General features: G+C 41.4%; 12 protein-coding genes, 1 tRNA gene and 2 pseudogenes. 9 read left to right on the top strand and 6 right to left on the bottom strand.

What is annotated here, in order from left to right; translation table 11 throughout:
• Positions 1-96: 96 nt before the first annotated feature.
• From dnaG to QWZ07_RS24425, 7 genes are all read left to right on the top strand, one after another.
• Positions 97-1,848, top strand: a complete 1,752-nt coding sequence (gene dnaG / locus QWZ07_RS24455) for a DNA primase (RefSeq protein WP_017102947.1) — start codon at positions 97-99, stop codon at positions 1,846-1,848.
• 99 nt (positions 1,849-1,947) lie between these two features.
• Positions 1,948-3,792: an RNA polymerase sigma factor RpoD gene (rpoD, locus tag QWZ07_RS24450; RefSeq protein WP_017106853.1), complete on the top strand. Its 1,845-nt coding sequence runs from the start codon at positions 1,948-1,950 to the stop codon at positions 3,790-3,792.
• A gap of 338 nt (positions 3,793-4,130) precedes the next feature.
• Positions 4,131-4,208 (top strand) — tRNA-Ile (locus QWZ07_RS24445).
• Positions 4,209-4,720: 512 nt separating this feature from the next.
• A complete protein-coding gene (locus QWZ07_RS24440) occupies positions 4,721-5,926 on the top strand; it encodes an N-acetyltransferase DgcN family protein (RefSeq protein ID WP_192854390.1) in 1,206 nt (401 codons plus the stop codon).
• Positions 5,923-7,059, top strand: a complete 1,137-nt coding sequence (locus QWZ07_RS24435) for an alanine/ornithine racemase family PLP-dependent enzyme (protein ID WP_123539624.1) — start codon at positions 5,923-5,925, stop codon at positions 7,057-7,059. The genes QWZ07_RS24440 and QWZ07_RS24435 overlap by 4 nt, the downstream gene beginning before the upstream one ends.
• Positions 7,016-7,381 carry a type II secretion system pilot lipoprotein GspS-beta gene (gene gspS2 / locus QWZ07_RS24430; protein ID WP_192854389.1) on the top strand — a complete coding sequence of 122 codons (366 nt, stop codon included), beginning with the start codon at positions 7,016-7,018 and terminating at the stop codon, positions 7,379-7,381. The genes QWZ07_RS24435 and gspS2 overlap by 44 nt, the downstream gene beginning before the upstream one ends.
• A complete protein-coding gene (locus QWZ07_RS24425; RefSeq protein WP_192854388.1) occupies positions 7,382-7,612 on the top strand; it encodes a hypothetical protein in 231 nt (76 codons plus the stop codon).
• A gap of 211 nt (positions 7,613-7,823) precedes the next feature.
• On the opposite strand, the pseudogene QWZ07_RS26430 reads toward QWZ07_RS24425, so the two are convergent.
• Together QWZ07_RS26430 and QWZ07_RS24420 are read right to left on the bottom strand one after the other, a co-directional pair.
• Positions 7,824-8,171, bottom strand: a pseudogene (locus QWZ07_RS26430) (site-specific integrase); the annotation flags it as partial.
• Between the two features lie 191 nt (positions 8,172-8,362).
• Positions 8,363-9,364, bottom strand: coding sequence for a DUF4062 domain-containing protein (locus tag QWZ07_RS24420; protein WP_029189402.1), 1,002 nt, complete (start codon positions 9,362-9,364; stop codon positions 8,363-8,365).
• A 484-nt stretch (positions 9,365-9,848) separates the two neighbouring features.
• Here QWZ07_RS24420 and QWZ07_RS24415 point away from each other — a divergent pair, with 484 nt between their 5' ends.
• Complete coding sequence (locus QWZ07_RS24415; protein WP_192854386.1) at positions 9,849-10,001, top strand: hypothetical protein; 153 nt, start codon at positions 9,849-9,851, stop codon at positions 9,999-10,001.
• Positions 10,002-11,710: 1,709 nt separating this feature from the next.
• Here the strand turns inward: QWZ07_RS24415 and gmtX are convergent.
• Together gmtX and QWZ07_RS24405 are read right to left on the bottom strand one after the other, a co-directional pair.
• Complete coding sequence (gmtX, locus tag QWZ07_RS24410) at positions 11,711-12,421, bottom strand: gamma-mobile-trio protein GmtX (protein WP_192854384.1); 711 nt, start codon at positions 12,419-12,421, stop codon at positions 11,711-11,713.
• A complete protein-coding gene (locus QWZ07_RS24405; protein WP_192854383.1) occupies positions 12,409-13,392 on the bottom strand; it encodes a hypothetical protein in 984 nt (327 codons plus the stop codon). Before QWZ07_RS24405 ends, gmtX begins: the two co-directional genes overlap by 13 nt.
• A gap of 118 nt (positions 13,393-13,510) precedes the next feature.
• On the opposite strand from QWZ07_RS24405, the gene QWZ07_RS24400 reads away from it, so the two are divergent.
• Positions 13,511-14,661, top strand: a protein-coding gene (locus QWZ07_RS24400; RefSeq protein WP_192854759.1) for an IS3 family transposase whose coding sequence is annotated in 2 segments (ribosomal slippage) — positions 13,511-13,754 and positions 13,754-14,661 — 1,152 coding nt in all. Because the reading frame shifts where the segments join, the coding sequence is not laid out codon by codon here.
• Between the two features lie 340 nt (positions 14,662-15,001).
• Here the strand turns inward: QWZ07_RS24400 and QWZ07_RS26520 are convergent.
• Together QWZ07_RS26520 and QWZ07_RS24390 are read right to left on the bottom strand one after the other, a co-directional pair.
• Positions 15,002-15,457: pseudogene (locus QWZ07_RS26520) on the bottom strand (VPA1269 family protein); the annotation flags it as partial.
• A gap of 1,135 nt (positions 15,458-16,592) precedes the next feature.
• Positions 16,593-17,993, bottom strand: a complete 1,401-nt coding sequence (locus QWZ07_RS24390; protein ID WP_192854148.1) for a site-specific integrase — start codon at positions 17,991-17,993, stop codon at positions 16,593-16,595.
• Between the last annotated feature and the right edge of the window lie 46 nt (positions 17,994-18,039).

The following is an 18,039-nucleotide window of genomic DNA, read 5'->3' as shown; positions in this document are numbered from 1 at the left end:
CGTGCAATCCTTCGGAACGCACGGCTTGTTTGTATCTGTAACCTATTCAAACTATTATTATCCACACTCTCAGTTAGTGCATTTTTCTAAGGTTTTATGGCAGGACACATCCCGCGTAGTTTCATCGATGATCTCCTAGCGCGTCTCGACATTGTCGATATTGTGGACGCACGCGTGAAACTTAAGAAAAAAGGCAAAAACTATGGTGCTTGTTGTCCATTTCACAACGAGAAGACCCCTTCTTTTAGCGTAAGCCAAGAAAAACAGTTTTATCACTGCTTTGGTTGTGGCGTACATGGCAATGCCATCGACTTCATTATGGAGTTCGAACGTCTCGACTTTGTTGAAGCGATTGAAGAACTTGCCTCATTTTTAGGCCTTGATGTTCCTAGAGAACAGCGCAGTGGTGAAATATCCACGGCGCCAAGAGCCAACAGCGAACAAAAACGTAACCTCTACGATTTGATGGGCGGCATCAGTAATTTTTACCGCTCTCAACTGAAAATATCAGCTAACAAGCCTGCGATTGATTACCTAAAGAATCGTGGACTGTCTGGTGAAATCGTACAGAAGTTTGGCATTGGCTACGTCGCTGATGAATGGGACTTGGTTCGTAAGAATTTTGGGCAACAAAAAGAAGCCCAAGACATGCTCGTTACTGGCGGCATGTTGATAGAAAACGATAAAGGCAACCGATACGACCGATTCCGTGGACGTGTCATGTTCCCGATTCGCGACCGTCGTGGTCGAGTGATTGGTTTTGGTGGTCGTGTCTTAGAAGACGGCACACCGAAATACCTGAACTCACCAGAAACGCCTATCTTCCATAAAGGCAAAGAGCTTTACGGCCTTTATGAAGTGCTGCAAGCCTACCGTGAACCGCCTCAAATACTTGTGGTTGAAGGTTACATGGATGTCGTGGCATTAGCGCAATATGGTGTTGATTACTCAGTGGCATCATTGGGCACCTCGACAACCGGTGACCACGTTCAAATGTTGTTCCGCCAAACCAGTACAGTGGTTTGTTGTTACGACGGTGACCGAGCAGGTAAAGAAGCAGCGTGGCGCGCACTAGAAAATGCGCTTGAATACCTGAAAACAGGTAACACGCTCAAGTTTCTATTTTTACCCGACGGCGAAGACCCAGATAGCTATATAAGAGAGAATGGCCAAGAGGCCTTCGAACAACTGGTACAGAATGCGACACCGCTTTCTACTTACTTGTTCGATAATCTTATTGAGATACACAAGTTGAACTTGGGAACAACGGAAGGGAAGTCGGCACTGCGAGCACACGCAAGCGCCTTGATTAACAAAATCCCTGACAGTTATTTCCAAGAACTGCTCGAAAAATTATTGGATGAGCGTACTGGTTTTGATAACCAACTGAGACGAGCTCGTGTTCATACTAAGAACCCGACGCCTCAACCGCATAAAGAACTGAAACGCACGCCAATGCGAGAAGTTATCGCTTTGCTTATCCAAAATCCGAGCTATGCTGATATGGTACCGGATTTATCAAGTGTCAAAGGCTTACAGTTGCCTGGACTAAGTTTATTCGTCGAAGTACTTGATAAATGCCACGCGCATCCCCATATCAACACAGGCCAATTATTAGAGCATTGGCGACACAATAAACATGAGGCTCTTCTGTCTCGTCTCGCGAGCTGGGAAATCCCCCTCGACGAAGACAATCAAGAAGACATATTTTTAGACTCACTGGACAACATACTTGCCCAGTGCGTTGAAAAACAAATTGAAAACCTGCAGGCCAAAGCAAGAAGCGTCGGTTTATCAGCCGAAGAAAAAAGGGAGCTACTAGCTTTAATGCTAGATCTAAAAGCGTAACCCTGTTTGATTAGTCAGCATTTAATAAATTTGTTAACATAATTGGTTTGCATTTGAGAATGCAACGTCCTTCACCAGACCTGAAGTTGGATATCATCTATGGATCAAAATCCGCAGTCACAGCTTAAATTACTTGTTATTAAAGGCAAGGAACAAGGCTATCTGACCTACGCCGAAGTAAACGACCACCTACCTGCAGAAATCGTGGATTCTGAACAGGTAGAAGACATCATTCAAATGATCAACGACATGGGTATCAAGGTAGTAGAAACTGCACCTGACGCTGATGATCTAGCTCTTAATGATGACGATGCCAATATAGATGAAGATGCAGCTGAAGCTGCTGCTGCTGCGCTTTCAAGCGTAGAAAGCGAGATTGGCCGTACGACTGACCCAGTTCGCATGTACATGCGTGAAATGGGTACGGTTGAGCTACTGACTCGTGAAGGCGAGATCGACATTGCGAAGCGCATTGAAGATGGTATCAATACCGTTCAACTATCTGTTGCTGAATACCCAGGAACAATTCCATACATCTTGGAACAGTTTGACCGCGTACTAGCTGAAGAGATTCGCTTAACAGACCTAATCAATGGCTTTGTTGACCCAGACGACGATGGCACAGCTGCGCCAACGGCGACTCACATCGGTTCAGAACTTGCTAAAACAGATCTAGAAGACGAAGACAAAGAAGAAGCAGAAGACGACGAGGAAGAAGAAGAGGAAGATACAGGTATTGATCCTGAGCTTGCTCTTGAGAAGTTCACAGCACTTCGTACTAGCTACCAAAACCGTCAACTAGCGATCAATGAATACGGCCACGAAAGCCCGAAAGCAACACTTGCAACGACAATGATGCAAGACGTATTCAAAGAGTTCCGTCTAACGCCTAAACAGTTTGATTATCTAGTAAACGAACTGCGTACGTCAATGGATCGCGTACGCACTCAAGAACGCCTAATCATGCGTCAAACGGTTGAGTACGGCAAAATGCCGAAGAAATCTTTCATTGCTCTATTTACGGGTAATGAATCTAGCGAAGCATGGTTGGACGAAGTATTAGCTTCAGACAAGCCATACGCAGAAAAGATCAAACGTAACGAGAACGATATTCGTCGCTCAATCCAAAAACTGGATATGATCGAGAAAGAGACGTCTCTTACTGTTCAAAGCATTAAAGATATCAGCCGTCGTATGTCTATCGGTGAAGCGAAAGCTCGTCGTGCGAAGAAAGAGATGGTTGAAGCGAACTTACGTCTAGTAATCTCGATTGCTAAGAAGTACACAAACCGTGGTCTACAATTCCTGGATCTAATCCAAGAAGGTAACATTGGTCTGATGAAAGCTGTAGATAAATTTGAATACCGTCGTGGTTACAAATTCTCTACTTACGCTACTTGGTGGATCCGTCAAGCAATCACTCGTTCGATTGCCGACCAAGCTCGTACTATCCGTATTCCGGTTCACATGATCGAAACGATCAACAAACTAAACCGCATCTCTCGTCAAATGCTACAAGAGATGGGTCGTGAACCACTTCCGGAAGAACTGGCTGAGCGCATGCAAATGCCTGAAGACAAGATCCGTAAAGTACTGAAAATTGCTAAAGAGCCAATCTCAATGGAGACACCAATCGGTGACGACGAAGATTCGCACCTAGGTGATTTCATCGAGGATACAACTCTAGAACTGCCTTTAGACTCTGCAACGGCAACAAGCCTACGCGGCGCAACTAAAGACGTTCTTGCAGGCCTAACACCGCGTGAAGCGAAAGTACTGCGTATGCGTTTCGGTATCGACATGAACACTGACCACACTCTTGAAGAGGTTGGTAAACAGTTCGACGTTACTCGTGAGCGTATCCGTCAGATCGAAGCAAAAGCACTGCGTAAACTTCGTCACCCAAGCCGCTCAGAAACTCTGCGCAGCTTTCTAGACGAGTAATTACACGCTTTAGTGTGGTTAGCTTTTAAGCATAAAATAGAAAAGGTGAGCGTTGGCTCACCTTTTTTGTGCCTGCGTGATTTAAGTGGCTAAGATGTAAGCGGAATTGCCCCTTATAGTGTCTAGACACCACTGAATGGTTCCCCTATAATCTATGCCCTACGGCCCCTTAGCTCAGTGGTTAGAGCAGGTATAACCCCCACTTTCGTTACAACGCAGAGAGTGAGTGAGTTAATACAAGGGGTTGCCGTGTTGTTAGTTAACAACAATGCAAGTTGGACTTACAACTTGAGTTATTGACAACAACGGCTATTAAGTGCAGAATGCATTTCTACAAAGTGCCCATAGCTCAGTTTGGTTAGAGCATCCGACTCATAATCGGCAGGTCCACGGTTCAAGTCCGTGTGGGCGCACCAATTTCTAAAAAATCGCTCAATGAGCGGTTTTTTTTTGGTTTCTACATGGCAACATTCTAGCTAAAGGCACTCGAACGCCCCTTCACCTGCTGGCTGAGTATCATTAAGTGTACTGACTCATACACAATCTGACACTTATGGTGAGGAAGCGTGACCTAGTCGTACAGACTGTCTTATATGCCACCAAAAACGCTTCTGGACAAAAACGCGTTAAACTCAAAACTCTAATTCACTTAACTGATATTAGAAAAAGTATCTTGAAACCTTAAAGCTGAGAGGTTGATACGGCGACGTTGAACAATGAGTCTTAGATCTCTAATCAGTCACGTTAGTATGGGTGAAGCCTGAAAGTGATAGACTTAGAAAGCGTATTAATAATAACCAACAAAAGTCTGGTGAGTGTGTTACCTTGGTTGTTATCCCTACCGCTTAGTGGGGACTTCTTTTCTTTTCCGAACTCGCATCTCGGCACTCCTTAGTTGCCCTCCTAAGCCTCACCGCAGGCTTTAATTATGTCCATTTCAACTCAAAAGTTAAGAAACATCTTCAAACTCACTAGAATTGAAAATGTAGAAATCAACAACGACGTACCCCATTTCGCACCTTGGTTACCACTTGCTCAAAAAGTAAAATCTGTCATCCCTTCTGCGATTATATATTGCGAAGGTAATTTCGGTAAAATTGATGGTAAAACCGCTAATGGGTTAGTGAGACATTCGTTAAGCTATCGTATTCTATCGGTTATTGATAGTGAGTCTGCTGGCTTAGATGCTGGTGAAGTTCTTGATAACAAAGCCAATGGAATACCGATCCTTGCTAATGCTGAAGAAGCTATCATTCACGCAGAAAGCATTCCTGATTACTTCATTTTTGGCATTGCGCCATCAAGTGGCTTTTTATCTGACTTAGATAAAAGCATCATTTTAAATGCCATGTCACTAGGAATGAACATCGTAAATGGCTTACATGAATTCCTAACCGATGATCCTCTATTTTTAGAAGCCAGCTTAAAGAATAACGTTCGAATATTCGATACTCGCAAACCCAAAAATAAAGGCGAACTGAAAACGTTTAGCGGGAAAATACACAACGTTAAATGCCCGAGAATTGCTGTAATGGGGACGGATTGCGCGCTAGGAAAACGAACAACAGCAACAATATTGGCGAATGAACTGACTAAAAAAGGCCTTAACGTCGTTCTGATTGCCACTGGTCAAACAGGCATTATGCAGGGCGCACAATACTGCGTTGCACTCGATGCTGTTCCTTCACAATTTTGTGCCGGTGAGTTGGAATCTGTCATTGTACAGGCCTATGAAAAAGAAAATCCGGATCTGATTATTATTGAAGGGCAAGGAGCCTTGAGTCACCCTGCGTTTTCAACCAGCGCTTTTATCTTACGTGGCAGTTGTCCAACGGGTGTGATACTGCAACATGCCCCTAAACGTTTATATCGTAGTGATTTTCCTGATTGCCCAATGCCTTCGATTGCCTCAGAAATCAATCTTATCGAAACGTTTTCTAATACCAATGTTATTGGACTAACACTGAATCATGAAGATATGTCGTTGGATGAAACACGTTGTGCGATAGACACTTACACTACCGAATTTGGTTTACCGGTTACTGATGTCTTGTCACAGCCTGTTGAACATCTACTGCACATCGTAACGTCAGCCTTTCCTATAATAGCAAGTAAACTGGCCGAAAAAGGGTGAACTACCCTAGGTTAGACATCGATTGTGGGAAAGTTCATCATAACGCTCAGTTCCTGATTTCTCAGCTCTCACTGAAAAATATATCCGTTACGCCTGTAACAAAAGCCTTCCTCGGCCACCCTATCATCGCACAAGTTCTTATTGATGCTGGCGCAACAATGTTAGCCGATTCAAGAATCGAAAATCTTCAAAAGATGACTGAATCTGGCATTGCTATCCCTAAAATGCTGATACGTACACCCATGCTCAGTCAAGTGGCGAGCGTAATAAAATACAGTGATATGAGTTTAAACTCTGAAGTTGAAGTGATTCAGAGGCTTTCACATGCAGCGGAACAACAAAATTGCTGTCACGGTATCATTATTATGGTTGAGCTTGGCGATCTCAGAGAAGGTGTGATGCCAAATCGCGTGATTGATTTTATCCGAGAGATTATTTCTTTACCAAACATCACGATAAAAGGAATTGGTACGAATTTAGCCTGTCGGTATGGTGTCGCTCCAGATGATCAAAATATGAGTATTCTTTCTGAGCTTGCCGATGGAATTGAAGCTACATTTGGGGTCAGTCTAGAAATTATTTCAGGGGGTAATTCTGCTTCAGTTAACTGGGCTCTTCAGAGAACAGGCTTAACTCGAGTCAATAACCTTCGTATAGGAGAAGCAATTTTTTTAGGCTGTGAGCCTTTAGAGCACGAAAATATCAAAGGCTTACATACGGATGCGGTTTCTTTGACCGCTGAAGTGATTGAATCCAAGACTAAACCGACTTTGCCTTGGGGGAGTCGGGGGTTAAATGCTTTTGGTGAAAAAGAAAACCTTCAAGATAGAGGGGAGGTCTCACAAGCTATTCTAGCATTAGGCCGCCAAGATGTTTGTGTCAGCGGGCTTAAGGCTCCGAATGGGATTAAGATCATGTCTTCAACCAGTGATCATCTTGTCCTTGAATCCTCACAGAAACCACTATTTGTAGGGGAAAAAGTCACATTCAGTTTAGATTACAGTGCGCTCTTATCTTCTATATCTTCACGTTATATCCATAAATATTTTAAGGCACCTAAAGGGAGAAGAAAGGAAGAAGGAGCGCATAATGCTACGAACAACTGTAATTCTCTTCGTCAGTGTCATGCTTAACGGTTGTCAGATAAGCCCAATAAAATCTAATGGACTTGCCGATTATAGAGCGACAGTTATTTCAAGCCAACTTCCACAAGAGTTAGGCTCAATCACACTCGTAAATGCACAGTCAGAGGGCGATAGTGTCACTCTTGTTTTCGTAAAAAATAAAACTTTGAATATGGACCGCTTAGTAGAAAAAGTCGCCGTTAGTTTTTGTGACAACATCGAAATAAGACCACTATTAGAGAGTGGGATCTCTTATCGAATCATTACCTTAGGAAAAAATGAGAAAGTAGAAAGCCTTAACGTCATTTCTCTAGCTAAGTGCTCTAATTGAATGCTTAGCAGTCGAATGGATAAAAGCCAATACGAGTTGTTCAATGTACTCAATGACACTATTTTATTGAGGTTTGACCGCCTTACGCCTTGGGAAAAAAACTTTATCACAGAGTTACACGATAAGGTCGTAACTAGACAACTCATTTCAATTAAACAAAAACAGCTTGCTTTAAAAATTTCAATGAAAGCCTATAAATCAAAGAAGAAAAACGTGCGTTCCAACGTTTAATTTAAGCTCGTGTATATCTAATTTGTTCAAGGTCATCTAAACCTTGGACAGATTAGTAGTATTTGCACTTAACGTATTGAAAATAATCAAGTGTAGCGGTGAGTGGGTAACAACTTTCAAAGTAGCGGATTGTGTTATCTACCTTTGTTCACCTCATGAGTGAGTGCCATACAAGTTAGGGTCCAATCCAAGAAGCCCATACCCTCATTTAGTACGAATAGCTAATCTTTGGCTTTGAAAAGAAAATTGCTGGCATGTAGGAAGCCATCAAAACCCATTTCATTAGACTCTGTCGAGTTCTTGTCTTTTTCTCAAATTGGACTTCAATGTCTATTTTTTGCTGAATATTCTTAACATGGCTAAATATCCTATTTTGCGAAGAGACCTCGCAAGCCCTTAGGGAAAGCAAATCACTCGCTCTAAGTTTGCTATCAATGGCTAAGTTGAACAAGGCAAGTTGCGTCAAATTATTTTCAATTTCTAATCTGGTTCTGCTCCGCAAAATTTCCTCAATCCGAAAAGGTTTTTTGACGAAACAAGTTGTTTCGCAATAGGGCAAGAACCCCTTGCACAATTGAATCTGAGAGTTTGTCCAACAGGCTGTTGCCTAAATAAATCTCATGATGGTTTCATGCGTTCTAAACACGTCTTGGGGCAGAAACGCGTTAGAGCTTAAGGTCTAACGCACAGCTTAAGGTCTAACGCGCTCAATACAGATTAGAATAAGTATCTTGAAACCTTATACGCTTGTTATGCGCTTTTGCCGACAACCCTTTCCTTAATCATGGTTTGTAAACCATAATCAGTGAGACTCCACTGTGCTTGAGGGTTATCGTTATTAATGGAAATCAGACCTAGAGCTAGGAACTGAATTCGAATTGTATAAAGGATTTGGCTGTCAATCTCCAAAGATGATATGTGAACATTGTTCCTATCAGCACCACTAAATTGCTCAGCAACAAAACTATTTACACTGCTATCAAATGCATTGTCAGCTAAAAGTGGAGATAGAGTTGAGAATAGTTGCCTCCATGTCACTGATTTAGACCACGTATGGTTCTGTGTTCGATCATGCATAGAACGAGCGTAAATTTGATAAGAGCCAGCTAATTCTATTTCACTTTCCCAATCAGCAAGTTCGTCATCAGGCAGCAAGGATTGTTGTGGCTTTTGTTCTTCAAGTTGAAGTGCTAAGTCTTCATTGCGTTTACGCAATACGTTAATCTCAGCAAGCAATTCTGGTGACGCAGAAGAATCAGCTCTTACCCAACCTACAGCGGGAAACATTTTAATTGTCTTATTTAGACTTAGAGCAACTTCACCGGGAAGCTGAGCTGACTCCTTCCAATAGCGAACTAACCTTCCTTCACTTACTTTCTCTCGAAAGAGTTCTAGTTTTTCCGCTGATTCTTCGGACATTTCGCTTTTTGAACGAGGTAATGAGTCTGGTGACTCATGTAACAGAGCAATTACTTTGATTCCTTTGCTTACAGCATAATCAAACTCTTTCTCCGTGTAACTTAAACCATCATCGGCCGTTGAACCGTACCGCCCACCAATTATTAACAGATAATAGTCGCAGTCATCGATGACTTTTTTGATAAACTCCCATTGCTCTTCGTCAGCAGCGGGAAATAACTCCATTCCGGCAGGAATACAATCCATTTCCATTAATGTTTGAAGTACACTTTGTCGCTCATCTTTTAAGTCTATATATGTAGAGCTTACAAATACTTGATATCTCTTATCCATTATTACCTCGAATTGCCTTAGCGCATAACGTTTTATTGACGTACTTTTTCCGTCTTTGTATTCCGTCTATGTTGCTGCCATTAATTGTGAAACTCAACTGGTATCAACCTGTTATGTGAATCGGCATGTAGTTGTAGGGGTGAATTACGGAAAAGTTCTGTATAAGAGATCAAAGTACGGATTAGATTAACTTTGTCTATTGGTGTACTGGTCAGGTGTTCCTTTCGCAGGTTCTGAGAAGGTTTGGGGCATTTCGTGTTAAGTCTCCTTCAGCAAGGTTCTGGACATTTCTTATTTAGCTCTTTCCTCAATGCAACCTGAATATCTGCATGATCTGAGAGGAAGATGACGGTAGTTCACCAATGCCTGATGGAGTCAGGGTTATTAGTCGATAGTTGTGCCTGTAACGAATTGAGATCATTGAACACGCACCAAAATGCCACTATCAATCTGTATAAAAACACAGTTATTTATAGGAATTTGCATGGTGGATTTTGACATGATGTTGGCTGCCAAAGCCGACGCTTTGGGAGTTTCTAGTGACCAGATTATGTGGGTTATAGCTAGGAGTGTTGTTAACGGTGACATCGACCCTGATGACGACCAGCTCAGTGTTCTGCTAACTCTGAATAGGTAGGACGTCAAAGGTGATTGACCGAACTTTGGCGGTTGTAATTGACTGTGATAACAACAAAATATGCCTAGAGATGCCACGTTGTTTTCTAGGGCGGATGTTATTGTACTCGCCGTAGCCAACAATCCATGCAGGTTACCGAGAGTAAATGGTAGGCCAGTTGGTGGAAACTGTTGATACCTACGAAAATGCCTCTGATTTCCGATTGATAGCTAGATTAACTCAGGAAATTCAGCACAGGGATATTTCTGATGTAATAATGGTTACTGCCGATAAAGCACTAGCTAGAGCGGTTCAGGCGTTTGTGAACCAACACTACATCAATTGCCAATGCTACCCCAATGTGGCGTAAGCGCTTATGAGCAATAAACTAATGCACACTATGAGTTCGACCCGCTTAACTGGTGAACAAACTATATCATTTGCAACTCAAGAGGTATCAGTATGTCTAAGAGGCTGAGCAAAAATACGTCTGTAACGTTAGCAAGAGCCGTGATGAGGCTGTTTGACTATTGGAATATCTCACGTACTACTCAGTGTTCGCTGCTCGGTATAGGTTTAACGAACAGCAACAGGTTACGAGCAATGGAGGTGGGAGCTACTGGTATCCCTAGGGGACTGGATTCACACGAGCGAGTTATCAACCTATTGGCGATCCACAAACATCTCAGTATGCTCTACCCGTATAATCCAGAGATCAAATATGGCTGGGTAAATATGCGCAATACAAAGCTCGATGGACGTACTCCGATGGAAGTTATGGTGGGCGAGGGTTTTGTCGGTATATCAAAAATAAGGCATTTTCTGAACATGAACTATCAGAGGTGAAGTATACTGACTCATACATAGGCGGATACGTTCAATAGTCCCAGTCTTTACTGTTTACCGTAATCTAATCAGGAGGTGGAAAGTCATCTAGCTTCTGCTCTAAGATAGTTCGTATTTTTGATAACTCTGCATAGCCGAGGTCACCGCAAATACTATTCATTTCCGTTTTTACTAAATGCAGCAGCGTCTGCATCTGTTCATATGTAAACTCTTGTCCCATATTTAATCTCTTCATCTTAATCACATCACTCTACATGTCTTAAAACTGAAGACATTCCCTTGAACAACCATTAAACAAAACGCATACCATCCATTCAACATAGCTAGGCCCCACTTATCTTAGACCTTCTTAGTGTAAAGATCACGTCAAATGGTATCCTTACAACAACACCTAGCAACAGCCTGTATGTAGTCCAAAGAGATTGTTTATTACAAATAAACATCATCTATATACCCAGCCATTCAGCATTGATGAATATATGATATGGCAACCTAAATATTGGTTACTACAAGCCAGTTACTATATTCGACTCTATGTACCAGCGCCTGTAGGGCTTTACCATACGTGTTCCATTAGTCCACAAGACAAATACAGTGGTGCCTTCATCACCTCAACTTCTACAAGGATTTTGAGTTGATATGTCACACGCTTCTAGGGAGATATTGTTGCTTTAAGCTACAAACGTCACACGCTTCTAGGGAGATACTGTTGCTTTAAGCTACAAACGTCACACGCTTCTAGGGAGATACTGTTGCCTTAAGCTACAAACGTCACACGCTTCTAGGGAGATACTGTTGCTTTAAGCGTATCCGCCCCATGAACCCACGGGACGGAGACTCTAGAGGTGCTGCAATTGTGTAAATTAAGTATGCCTTTTCTTACACTAAGATTGATTTTTCATAATTTGGATTGCGATGGATAACGCTTGTTGTAGACCTATATCACTGAGGAGATCACTCTTTCTAATAGCTTTAGATGCTACCAAGCATCCGTCTTCATCAAACATCACCTTGGTGCTGTTTTCCAAGAAGTCTTCAATCACCTCAATGTGTATGTCAGAATCCTTTGGAACATCAATAACTTCAGGAGGCTTTGTGGAAGATATCGACTGTTCACTATTGTGAAACAGTAATTTGTCATCGCCGCCCTCTTGAATGATAGGCAGACCTTGAATCTCTTTCAGAAGGTTAACTTGGTGTCTTGCAGACTTAAGTTCGTTATACATGTTCTGTATCTTGAATTTGACCAAATCACTAGTTATAGATTCATAGTCTGAGTTGCTCATGACGGTAATATCTATCTTGGAAGATTTTGAAGCCCTAGAGACCTTGGCATCATTAATATCATCCTGCCACGCATCAACAAGAACTCGATAAGGGTTATCTTTTCCTCTCGATTTCTTGTTGTAAATTGAGCTTTTGCTCATTTTGATTCCCAAAGCCATTAATGCATCCGTAAGGTTTGGGGCCGTAAGCTCTACGTTGTTTCGTTTGAAGCCTTGAATTATCTTGTGGATTGCTCTTAGCTTTGTTTCAACACTACTACTCGACTCTGAGCATAATCTCTCTAATACAGCTTCTATTATGGTAGACATGTAATATCTCCCAAGTTTTGAATTTTCATAACAGCACCTAAATACTTACCCTCTAGTTTTTGCAAGTCATGCTCGATTGCCTTTGCAGTAGAGGATATTGCAGCTTGTCTTTCGTCATCAGAAAGCGGTTTTAAAAAGAGGGGCTGCTCACCCAATGCAACTAAAGCCATGTCAACAAAGGTATCTCGCTTAAACTTCAAATCTTTATCTTTAGTGAAGTGCGGCAAAAACCTTTCTGACTCAACGATAGAATTCAAATGTTCAAAGTCCGAACACTCTTCAAACCCTAAGCCTCCAACAAAATCATCCTCTGTATTAGTTACTTCACGAACTTTCTCAAACAAAAGATTGGTGTAGTAAACTTCGGCTAAGATAAGGTTCTCATCACCTTCATTGGACTCCATATGATTTTCAACCTTTTTTACCTGATTATCATACGAATAGAATAGCTCTGTCTTACCGTTAGTCTTATACTCCTGCCTTCTAAGCTTAACTAACTCTTTTTGCTCTTCTTGTAACTGATTGTAGGTATCACCAATTTTCTTAGCTTTATAAAGCAATGTATTTATGTGTGACCAAATTGTAATAAGGTATGGTTTCCCACTTACTAAATATTTACAGTTGGCACACTTCCCTACACCTTTAAATCTAAAATCACTATCTTGATGGGCCTCATCACAAAGAGTGGCGGCGTTAGGACAGATGCCAAGTGTGTTTGAATTCCATGCTCGGTCTCTAATTATCTCCCAAGATGAGTCATAGGCATCAGAAATATACGCCATCGCTCGTGCCTTACTTATTGGCTTTTTCTTTAAATCAGACGATAGTGACAACTGCATTTTCATAGAAACCTTCGCTTGCGCTTCAGAAATTTCAGTTTCAACATAATGCGCATCATGTTTTACATAGTGATATGTTGTTCGTATATTTGCATGACCCGCAATAAACTTTGAAATAATATTTATCGGCACGCCCGCTTCTTCTAGTCGAGTTATACCCGTAACCCTAGTGCAATGGATAGTAAGATTGATCCGCACCAGCAGTTTTGGACACTGAGTTAAGTGAGTACAATAACTAATGAGGTGAACCATGACAATTAAGAAGAAACGTATTATCCATTCTCCTGAATTTAAAGCAGAAACCCTGAAGCTGGCAGAGAAAGTGGGAGTCGCTGCAGCCGCAAGACAGCTCTCGTTACATGAATCTCAGATCTACGGTTGGCGAAAAGCCACAAAGAAGAATTCGAGTATTAGCCAACGAGAACAAGAATTGGCCGTTGAAGTCGCTAAGCTAAAGAGGCAGTTGGCAGAGCAAGCAGAAGAGCTAGAAATCGTAAAAAAGGCCGCCACCTACTTCGCGAAAAATCTAAAGTAAATTGCTATGAATTTATGCTCGAACACCTGCTGAGTTTCAGTATTTCCCGTATGGCTAAGGTGTTCAGAGTTTCTCGAAGTGGGTTTTATTATTGGGTTGAGAATCGCCACAAGGCGATTCAACGTGAGACAGAGCGCCAAAAGCTTGATACCAAAGTAAAAGAAGCTTTTGACGTTAGCAAAGAGCGAGATGGCTCAAGACGTATTCAGAAAGAGCTGGCAGAGAGCGGTGATAACCATAATGTTAAGACCATTGCCGCCAGTATGAAACGTCAGGATTTAGTAGCGAAAGCAGCACGCAAGTTTAAGTGTACAACAGACAGTAAGCATAAAATGCCCGTTGCTCCGAACTTGCTCGCTCAAGATTTTAACGCAACGGCTCCGAATCAAAAATGGGCAGGAGACATCACCTATGTTGCCACAAGCGAAGGCTGGCTGTACTTAGCTGTCATTATTGACCTTTATTCAAGGCAAGTTATTGGTTGGTCTATGGATACGAGAATGACGGCCTCACTGGTCTGTGATGCCTTATCAATGGCTTTATTCCGTCGAGGGTTTCCTGAGCAGGTTATAACTCATAGCGATCGAGGTAGTCAGTACTGTTCGAAAGACTATCGAGACCTCATAAGTACTTATAATTTAAAACAAAGTATGAGTAGAAAAGGGAACTGTTGGGACAACGCATGTGTTGAGAGCTTCTTCCACTCAATGAAAGTTGAAGCAATCCAATATGAGCCGATCATGACGAGAGAGCAGATGCGCCAAACGATCTTCGAGTACATAGAAGTTGATTATAATCGAACGAGAAGGCACAGTGCACTTGGGTATCTAAGCCCAATGAACTTTGAAAAGCAAAATGTCGCTTAGCTAAGTGTCCAGTCTGACTGGAGCAGATCAGATCACTTATATAAGAGTTTCCTCCCCCTATATTCTTCTTAAACTTCTCTATCTTATCTGCTGATATAACTGAGAAGTCAGCCCCTTCATCCTCTAGTCTTCGCTGAATCTCAATCATTAGATTATTCCACGTGCGTACTAGTAATTTCTTCGTAGGGGGAAAGTTATGCGTGTTTTTAACCGGATTCAAGTTACACCTAAATAGGTAAAATCTATCTGGTATTAACTTCAAAACCAGCTTAGTCGGAGGGGCGCCAAGGATTTGCCGCAAATCTTTTTTTTCAAGATCTCGCAAACAACTAGGGCTGTCCACTGGGTGGTGTTCTTCAATAAATTTCAATTGTCTCTCAACAATTTTTATTACATCCTCATGATGCCACGGAATCACATACCCACTACTGTCACTAAAGGCAACATTTCTATCTGCTGTCTTATTGGTATTCACATACATGTAAGCACGTCTAATGATAGGATACCCACTATCATCAAACTCTTTACTTTTTTTGGCTTCACGAACTAAGCTCTTCGCTCTGTTCAAGAAACCTCTAGCATCATTTACGTGTCCCTTAGCCTTCCAGTAACAGGCTAATTTGCTGTCATTTTCTTCCCATACAACATCGTCAAAATTATATTTGTAAGGATCACCTTCACCGCTATCTAGACATTGAGCTTGAATCCCTCGAATTGGAATCGTAAACAATAAAGCTAGTAAATTGACAATTGTTGGGTTAAAAGTATTGACGCCTTCTTCATCCCGAAAATACATATAGTCTAGGCTCCTAGCCCATTCATATGAAGGATCGTAAAGTATATCAGTTGCTATCTGATGAACTCGATAAGGAATAAGTGCTTTCGGTGTTTCATCTTTGGCTCCATTGCCATCGTTTTTTACTAATCTAATAACCTTGTCGTACTCTACTCTAGACAATAATGCTTCGTATCCATCATCTTGGTCGATAGCATGTTCAATCATCAACCAGTTGGCAAAATCAAAGATAGCTAGAGCCTTACTTCTTATTTTTTTTTCGCCTTCATTTAGAAAATTGAACCATCGATACTCTCCATCTCTTCCAACTTTCATTAAATCCTGAAAGTCTTCAACTGATTTAACCTCCATAATATCTATGCGGTTACAGATATATTCCAGTAACACCCTTAGAGCAGCATCTACCTCTTTGGGGTTTTTTAGCTTTAGCGTATCCTTATATCTCTCGTATTCGCTAATAAGAAAAGAATAGTTCTCTAGTCTTACCTCAGACTTTCGTTTGGAACGGGAAAGAGATAGCCCTCTTGGACGTGATAAACCATTAGGTATTATATCTGTTTCTAGTTTTGAATCTAACTTCTGGTTGTTGTTTCTATAACCAACAATCAAAAATTCCAATATGCCAAACAGTTCTTTTTTGATGTACTTATGATCTATTGTATTGATGTCACCAGTAAAAAGAGCGTGCCTATCTATAACCAAACATCTCAACTTATTAACGTCTTCAAGGGTCACTTCCATCAAAGAATGCTTTTCGTAGAAGTATCCATAAAGTAGTGCAAACACCCTACCTTTCTGTCTTGGTGATGAATTAACTCCATAACCGTTTGCCTCAGCAGCTTTATCAAACTCTTCATATAGCGAAGAGATTCTTTCTTGCTTTTTCGCCTGTATACTCAAACTGGTTAGATAGGCAGTAGACCATTGGTGCTTAGCGAAGTAGTAAAACTCGGAGAAACATATGCCTCTATCACGAAGAGTGCTAAGAAGTTTTAGTCCACGTTCATATTCATTTTTATTAGTCAAACAAACGAGACAAACCTCTATAATCGCAGAGTTTGATAGGTACTCAACTTCACCTTCTCGTTCTAAAAACTTTTCAACATCAGTGCTTTTTAAACCTAACATAAAGACTCTATAAAATTATTGTGTAGTTTGTTGAAATTTCACTTAAAGCGGCATTTATATCTTTGGCAGTTGCGCCTTTATACACTTCTTGAGACAAGATATTTCGATGATTGGCTAATATTTGAATGATTTTGTTACCAGCTCCATTGTTTGCAAGCGTTGTTACAAACCAATGCCTCATAGGGTGTGGGGAAATACCATCCTCATACCCATACTCTGCCATATAGCCCATTTTTTCGAGCCTTCCTACAGCTCTTTGTAATGCTCTAACGTATGCACGTATAGATAGAGGGGCACCAAGGTCACTTTTGTCACCCATTTTGACAAAAAAGAATGGATGATCGTGACCATGCTTCTGTTTATAGTTTTCCATGCAGACCTCTCTAAGATATAAATACTCAGCAAACCAGTCACAAAAATGTTGTTCTATTTCCGTATGAATTAATACGATTTCTGTCTTATAGTCACTATTTACAGCTAGGTCTTTCCACCCTGCGTGGTAGCTTTTAGAGACCGCTCGCTCATTTCTTGGTTGGAGTTTACGGTGCATCAAATACTCTTTTCTTAACATCTTAGGATAAGGCTGAACGTCAGTAGCACCTTCTGAGGGGTGGTGTAGGTTTATCCTTACTCTTCCTGTCGAAGTGTCGAGTTTGAAGTCATTGTACCAAACATGGAACGGTTCACTTTCACGCATACCACCAAATAACAACATGGCGGTAATCATCTTGGCACCAACATCTTCAGTTCCATCACGTTTTTTGAAACCGTACTTAAACAAAGGCTCAATCAGATCCTCTGGAAACACATGAATATTTCTACTCTTAGGGTTGCCGTTGAACTTATAGATATGGTCGTTTGAAGTAGCTTGAACTCTTGCTGCAACATTCTTCACGTTTGTTACATGACTGAGAGATACATTATCTTTTATCGCATAGGCATGATAAAAGTACCTAAGATTTGTTGAGTCCTTTGCAGGGATAAGCGACTCAGAGACGTGGTCAGAGAGATCTTTAGAAAAATCTATGATGTATGCAAAATTCCTCATGACTGTCTTTTGGCTGGAGGGTGTCCAACCAAGCTCTTCATCACCAGTTAATGAGCACTCAATGAACCCTCTCAATGCATCAGCGATACTATTATCATTCTTGTATGCCGATGCCTTTACTAAACAAAAGTCATAAAACAGACCAATAGCTCGTGCTACATGCCTCTGCCATGAGAGACTATTTGATGCATTTCTCGCAAAATACTTAAATAGCTCATGGAAGACTATAGGAGCATCCGCGCCAAGCGGCTTTATATAGAGAATCATGAACTGGTCACGCTTACCGCTTTTTAAAACGACATGCTGCTTAACAGTGACATGATGCAATGGGTTGGGATAATTTCGCGCTCTGAATTTCATGCTGTGTCTTTGTTGTAATTATTTATAGGGGGTTATAACCTCTTTA

Origin of the sequence: Vibrio lentus, assembly GCF_030409755.1 — a bacterium.
GTDB classification, from domain to species: domain Bacteria; phylum Pseudomonadota; class Gammaproteobacteria; order Enterobacterales; family Vibrionaceae; genus Vibrio; species Vibrio lentus.
The sequence above is the reverse complement of the archived record's forward strand: the minus strand, read 5'-3'. Positions and strand labels throughout refer to the sequence as shown.